Source organism: Leifsonia sp. SIMBA_070 (genome assembly GCF_046534635.1).
GTDB lineage: Bacteria > Actinomycetota > Actinomycetes > Actinomycetales > Microbacteriaceae > Leifsonia.
Genome location: NZ_JAWRYK010000387.1, coordinates 1 through 266 on the forward strand (window position 1 = coordinate 1; position 266 = coordinate 266).

Genomic DNA, 266 nt, shown 5'->3' on the forward strand with positions numbered 1-266 from the left:
GGGCTGCTGGTCGCCGCGCCGCCCGCCGGGCAGCGGACCGCGGAGATGCGCGAGGCCTATGCGCGCGATGGCTTCCTGGGGCTGGAGGACATGGTCGCCGCCGCCGGCTGCGGCGCCCTCATGAAGGGCGCCGAGGAGCTGGTCGCCGACTTCGATCCCGGTTCGGTCTCCAGCGTCTTCCCGACACGCGGCCAGGTGCACGGGCGCGACACCTATTTCATGGAGTCCGGCGACAAGATCCGCTTCTTCTTCGAGGAGGAGGCCTT

Annotated in this window: 1 protein-coding gene; it reads left to right on the forward strand. The window is 70.7% G+C overall.

Features of this window, described 5'->3' with window-relative positions; genetic code table 11:
- Window positions 1-266, forward strand: a 266-nt coding sequence (locus SB754_RS20785; RefSeq protein WP_410784247.1) for a hypothetical protein, incomplete at both ends; no start/stop codon positions are given.